General features: G+C 54.4%; 5 protein-coding genes and 1 pseudogene. All 6 read right to left on the bottom strand.

Going from position 1 to position 5,715, the window contains the following annotated elements:
- Nucleotides 1-155: 155 nt before the first annotated feature.
- Nucleotides 156-452 carry a DUF2103 domain-containing protein gene (locus tag MVK46_RS09655; protein WP_297536464.1) on the bottom strand — a complete coding sequence of 99 codons (297 nt, stop codon included), beginning with the start codon at nucleotides 450-452 and terminating at the stop codon, nucleotides 156-158.
- A 30-nt stretch (nucleotides 453-482) separates the two neighbouring features.
- Complete coding sequence (gene arcS / locus MVK46_RS09650; RefSeq protein ID WP_297536465.1) at nucleotides 483-2,189, bottom strand: archaeosine synthase subunit alpha; 1,707 nt, start codon at nucleotides 2,187-2,189, stop codon at nucleotides 483-485.
- A gap of 5 nt (nucleotides 2,190-2,194) precedes the next feature.
- Nucleotides 2,195-3,100: a coiled-coil protein gene (locus MVK46_RS09645; RefSeq protein WP_297536463.1), complete on the bottom strand. Its 906-nt coding sequence runs from the start codon at nucleotides 3,098-3,100 to the stop codon at nucleotides 2,195-2,197.
- 120 nt (nucleotides 3,101-3,220) lie between these two features.
- Entirely contained in the window at nucleotides 3,221-4,066 is an 846-nt protein-coding gene (locus tag MVK46_RS09640; protein WP_297536462.1) for an ATP-dependent Clp protease proteolytic subunit, read from the bottom strand.
- 46 nt (nucleotides 4,067-4,112) lie between these two features.
- A complete protein-coding gene (gene arcC, locus MVK46_RS09635; protein ID WP_297536461.1) occupies nucleotides 4,113-5,054 on the bottom strand; it encodes a carbamate kinase in 942 nt (313 codons plus the stop codon).
- A 138-nt stretch (nucleotides 5,055-5,192) separates the two neighbouring features.
- Nucleotides 5,193-5,715: pseudogene (locus MVK46_RS09630) on the bottom strand (oxidoreductase); the annotation flags it as partial.

The following is a 5,715-nucleotide window of genomic DNA, read 5'->3' as shown; positions in this document are numbered from 1 at the left end:
TTGTAGGCAAAGTACCTGAATTTAAGGAAGCTTAAATAAATCATAACGAGCGTGTAAACTACTGCAATAACCACCGCAGTAAAATCGTAAGGTGATAACTTAATTTTAATTTTGAATCTCACCATCAGATGTGGTTAAACTGCGTTGGTTTAAAACTATTTCGTCCAGTCCTCGGCAAGGCGTTCTATTGCCTCGCGAACCCTGGCCCGGTCCAGTCTATCAACGACGAGAAAAACTTCCTGAATGCTTCCATCGCTCTTGGCGACGAGCTTAAGGCCGGTCTGCGTTTCCCGCGTCACCTTAATCTCAAATCCCCGGGAATCGCTCGCGTAAATCCTGCCCGGGATTACCTTCTTTACGCCGGGAATCGAGGCTATCTCCTCGAGCGGTTTCTCAAGCCCCTTGAGGAAGTGGTGCTCCCTCTTGACGCCTTTGCGGAAGTGCTTGGGCATGAGAAAAGGTAGGGGAGAAACTTTAAAATTTTAAGCCCGCTTCCTCACCTTAACGGCGACGCCCTTCTTTGCCCTAATCATCTCCTCTCCAGCGAGAACGGCCTTGCCGACGCCGATTACCTTCTCGTCCCTCACGACGCCGACTAGGTCGTCAGGACGAATCCTCTCGTCGGCCTCGTTCACGCCGACCGCGAAGACGTCGCCGCGCAGGTCGAAGTCAATCTTCACCCAGTAGGCCTTGAGCGAGTCGTAAATCTTCTGCATTCCGAAGGGCGTGACGCTTATGACGCCCTCCCTGAAGGTTCCCGTCTGCTGGTTCTCAACGAATAAGCGGAGCATTTTAGAGCCTTTAACGTGGCCATTATCGGGAAGGACGGCCTCTCCTGCTCCAGCGCCAAAGTAGAAGTCGAAGACCTTCCTTACCTTCTCGAAGTAGCGGTAGGTTCTGTCTTCCTTCGTCCCCTCAAGCTGGAACTCCCTCAGGGTCTCGGTGAGGGACTTCAGGCTTTCCTTGCTCGTCGTTCCGTTCTCAACGCGGGTGAATATTATCTCCCTGCCCGAAAGCTCGCCCGCGAGCCTTGCTATCTCGACGTAGGCCTCGTCGAGATGCGCTATTATCGGAACGTCCTTCGGGTACTTCTCGAGGGTCTTCGCGAGTAGCTCTGCCGCAGGTTTGATTTCCTCCTCGCTCCAGTGGCCGGTGACGACTATGTCGTACTTCGCCAGCCACTCCCACTCCCTCGGAACGACGCCGAAGGGTGAAGTGAGGATTAGCTCGTGAACCCTGGCCGTTCCTGAGCCTAAGGCTTCCTTCACGGCGCGCCTGTAGAGGGTGTGCGAGCGGGAGAAGGAGTAGGGCTTCTTGGCCGAGCATGGGAAGAGAAGGACCAGCTCGGTGTTCTTCGGAGGGGTGAAGCGCTCGAGGACGCGGGAGTGCCAGCGCTTAACTTCAGGCCTCCTGATGGAGGCGTCGCTGATGAAGTGGACCGTCTCCTCCTGAATCGGCGTGTACTTCTCGAGGTAATCGGCGTGCTCCAAATCCGCTATGCGGAGAATTCCCGCGTGGTACTGGGTGTAGAACAGGTTCTCCACGAGGTAGCGGAGCCTACCGCTCTCAAGGGCCTTCCTCACGAGGAGGATAGTTTCTCTCGCGAAGTCGAGGGAGTTCGGTTCTTTGCCCCAGAGGAACGGGCTGTACTGGGTGAAGCCCTTGCCCTCGAAGTCGTAGAGCTTGAGCGAGCGCGTGTCGAAGGCATCAACGCCGAGGTAAACCGCCAAAGGATAGAAGAACGGCTCCAAATCGGTGATTATCATCAGGTTGGGGAACCTCTCACGGAGGGCGCGGAGGATTTTAACGAAGTAGCGGTACTCCTTGACGAGGATTTTGGAGTTGCCGAGGTAAACCGCCTCGAAGTTGTGGCGCTCGATTATCTTGAAGAACTCTCCGAGGTACTCGGTTCTCCTCAGGGCTGGCAAATAGAAGGCGTTGAAGCCGTCATAGTTAACGCTCCAGAGCCTTCCTAAAGCTTTCTCGATGACCTCGGCAGGAGTGTAGAACCCAAGCGGGATTGAGGGGGCCAGATTGAAGTCGTAGTCGCCGGGCTCGTCAGGGTGGAAGAATGAGTTGAAGGGTGAGAGCGTGAAGTCTATCCCAGCCAAAGCGGGGGTTCTGAAGGAGTAATCCCCTAGACGAGCTAACCCTAACCTTCCAGGTCCCTCGTGTTTTAGCACTTCCATTGGCATCACACGAGATTGTAGCGCTGGAGCAGGAGCAACTCGTCGAGGGTGAGCTTCTCACCGCGCTTGAACTTCTCAAGGGCCTCAACGGCCTTTTCGAAGTTGGCGTCTTTCTTGGCGCGCATCTTGGCGACGAGGCGATAAGCTATCAGTTCTTTGTGCTTCTCGTCGTACTCACGAATCTTCTTTTCGATTTCCCTGAGCTGTTTCCTTACTTCCCTTACTTTCTCGCGAAGCTCAACAACTTTGGCGTGGTACTCGTCGGCCTCCTTCTTGACCTCGTCGGCCTTGTTGAAGGCCTGAATCATCTGCTCGTGGAACTGCTGGCTCTGGTTGGCGAGCTTCTGTATCTCAAGGCTTATGGCCTTCCTTGCCTTCTTGAGCTGGTCGACCTTCTTCCTCGTCTCGATGAGCTTCTTGTGGAATCTGTCGGCCTGCTGGATTATCTCAAGCTCTGTCGCGAGAACCTGTATCTGGTCAACTATCTGCTTCTCCCTCTCGGGGGTTATGTTCGGGTTCGTCTGAAGCTCCCATTCGAGCTTCTCAATTCTCTCCTGTATCTTTTCGGGCGGCATCTTGAGCCTTCTGAGCTGGTTGTATTCGTCTCTCTTCGTCCTGTACTCGAGAATTTCCTGGTAGAGAAGGTCGAGCTTGGCGTTGATTTCCTCTCGGTTCTTCTTCAGCTCCTTTATCTTCTGGTTTATCTCGTCCCTCTTGGCCTTGTACTCCCTGCCCTTCTGCCTCAGCTGCTGGACTTCCTTGTTCTTCTCGTCCCTTTTCTGAATCCAGATTTGAAGCTCCTTCTCAAGCTCATCGAGTTTGGCCCTTATCTCGTTTCTCTCCTTTTCAAGGGCCTCTAACTCCCTTTTGATTCTCTTAATCTCCTCTGGGTCTACTTTAACCGTAGGCATCTCTCTTACCCCTCTCCCTTTTTAGAACAGCTCTGACCACTCCGGACATCTGGACTGAAAAATGCACGACCAAATAAAAACTTTTTGGCTGAAATTGAAAAGGAGTAAAAGGCAAGACCATCACTTCGAGTTCTCTGCCTTCTGGGGATACGGCATGAACTCCACCGTTCCCCTCTGCCTCATCGGCTGCTTATAGAGCTCCATAAGGGTGTAGACCTCCTCCGGGACGTCCGTGCTCACGTGGAGGCCGAGCTCCTTGGCGTGCTCGTAGGTAATCGGGTAGTCGTGCGTCCACCTGCCCTCCGTCAGAATCTGGGCAAGCTCCCTGGCCTTCTCCTCACCGTACCTGTCCTTGAGTATGCTGTAGACGAAGTCCCTAACCTGCTTTATGGCCTTCTCGGCAACATCGGCGAGGATTAGCGTCTGGTCATCGACCTTTTCAGGCCCCTTCCTCTCCACTGCCCTTACTATGCTCGGTCCCGGATACTGGCCGAGCTGCGGGTCAACCGGACCGAGAACCGCGTGCGGATCCATTATTATCTTGTCCGCCGCGAGGGCTATAAGCGTTCCACCGCTCATGGCGTAGTGGGGAACTATGACCCTCGTCTCGGCCGGGTGGTCGTGGAGGGCCTTCGCTATCTGGGTCGCGGCCAAGACAAGTCCACCGGGGGTGTGGATTATCAGGTCAATGGGCTTGTCCTTGGGGGCCATTCTAATGGCCCTGAGCACCTCCTCGCTGTCCTCGATGCTTATGAACCTGTAGAAGGGTATCCCAAAGAGGCCAATGCTCTCTTGCCTGTGAATCATCGTAATTACCGTTGAGCCCCTTTTCCTCGAGAGCTGCTGCAGAATCCTTGCCCTCGCCACCTGAAGGCTTTTGTACTGCATCTGAGGCCAGAGGAGCAGGTATATGAAGAACAGCCACCATATAAGCGAGCCGAAGAACCCGCTTGCCGCGTCGCTCATGCTACCACCGAATAGAAAAGGGGAAGGGAGTATTTATAGGCTTTGGTCACCCGACGACCTGAGTTCCCGTTCTGCCTTCGAGGGCCTCGACGGCTCTCTCCAAGTGGGCTATGATTCCTCTCTCGCCGCCCCACTCGACGAACCTTATAACGGCCAAAACCTTCGGCCCCATGCTGCCCTTCTTGAAGTGTCCTTCTTCGTAGTATTTCTTCAGCTCCTCGACTGTGACCTTTCCAAGCCACCTCTCGTCCGGCTTCCCGAAGTTAATCGCGGCACCGTTGACGTCGGTTAGAATCATGAAGATATCGGCTTTGACCTCCTCTGCTAACCTTTCCCCGGCCAAATCCTTGTCTATGACTGCCTCAACACCTCTAAGCTTTCCGTTCTCCTCCACAACGGGAACGCCACCGCCGCCGCTCGCGATGACTATGAAGCCCCTCTCGACGAGTTCCTGAATAACCGGAGCCTCGATGTGCCGCTTGGGGTCGGGACTCGGGACTACCCTTCTCCAGCCCCTTCCGGAGTCCTCAACCACGACCCAGCCCTTCTCCTTCGCAAGCTTCTTTGCCGTTTCCTCGTCGTAGAATGGACCAACTGGCTTGCTTGGGTTCTGGAAGGCCGGGTCGTTTTTATCAACAAGCGTCTGGGTCACTATCGTGGCGACAGGTTTGTCTATACCCCTCTCACGGAGTTCGTTGATTAGGGCCTGCTGTATCATGTAGCCAATCTGCCCCTGAGTCATCGCTCCGGCCACGTCCATCGGCTGAGCGGGAATTCCGTAGACCTGCTGGCCCGCATCCATGTGGAGGAGCAGAGCACCGACCTGCGGGCCGTTTCCATGCGTTATGACGACTTGATAACCCCTCTCAACTATGTCGGCAATCTGCTTGGCAGTTTTCTTCACGTTCTCCATCTGCTCCTCGTAGGTTCCCTTCTGTCCCCTCTGAAGGATTGCGTTACCGCCAAGGGCTATGACGACCCTCTTCATGAGCGTCACCCTAATGAATAACTCCGGCCAGAGGAATAAAAACGTTCGTTAGGTATCAACGATGTTCACTTGAAAAAGGTTCGGTCGCGGAGAAGTTTAAGTGGCAAACGTAAAGAACAGAAACCATAAAGCTTTCGTTTATAAATACCATTTCGAAAAGCTTCCGAGACCGAGTTTCTCAAGGGTTCTCATCACGCCCAGAGCAATGCCCTCAACCTCTATCCCGCCGGGAAGCTTGTAGGCGTCGCCGACGACGTACACATCTTTTACCGGAAAGTCCTCCACAACCTGACCGCTGGCAACCCTGTTCACCGGATTTCCGTCGAGGTACGTCTGTACCAGCAGGATTTCGCCCTCGCTATCGAGGTTCGGGAAGAGTCTGTAGATGTCCTCGATGCCCTTCCTCCGCTCGGCCTTGAGGTTCCTGCTCTGCAGGGCGTGATGGAGCATTATCAGGGTGTAGCCCTCCCTTGCAAGCTCCGGACTGAGCGAGGAGGGCTCGTTGTAGCCGTTTATACGGTCGGTGTCAAGGGTGAAGACGACGGTGTTGCCTATTCTCGGCCTTCCCTTCAGGGCGACGTTGTATTTAATGCCCTCACTCGGCCTCAGCGAGTCAACGCGCTTCAGGTAGCTTTTCTCGAAGTTATCCCGGCCTATCAGC

It is taken from the genome of Thermococcus sp. (assembly GCF_027066465.1).
In the GTDB taxonomy this organism is placed as follows: Archaea; Methanobacteriota_B; Thermococci; order Thermococcales; family Thermococcaceae; genus Thermococcus.
Note: the sequence above shows the minus strand (reverse complement) of the source record. Positions and strands in the feature narration are given on the sequence as shown.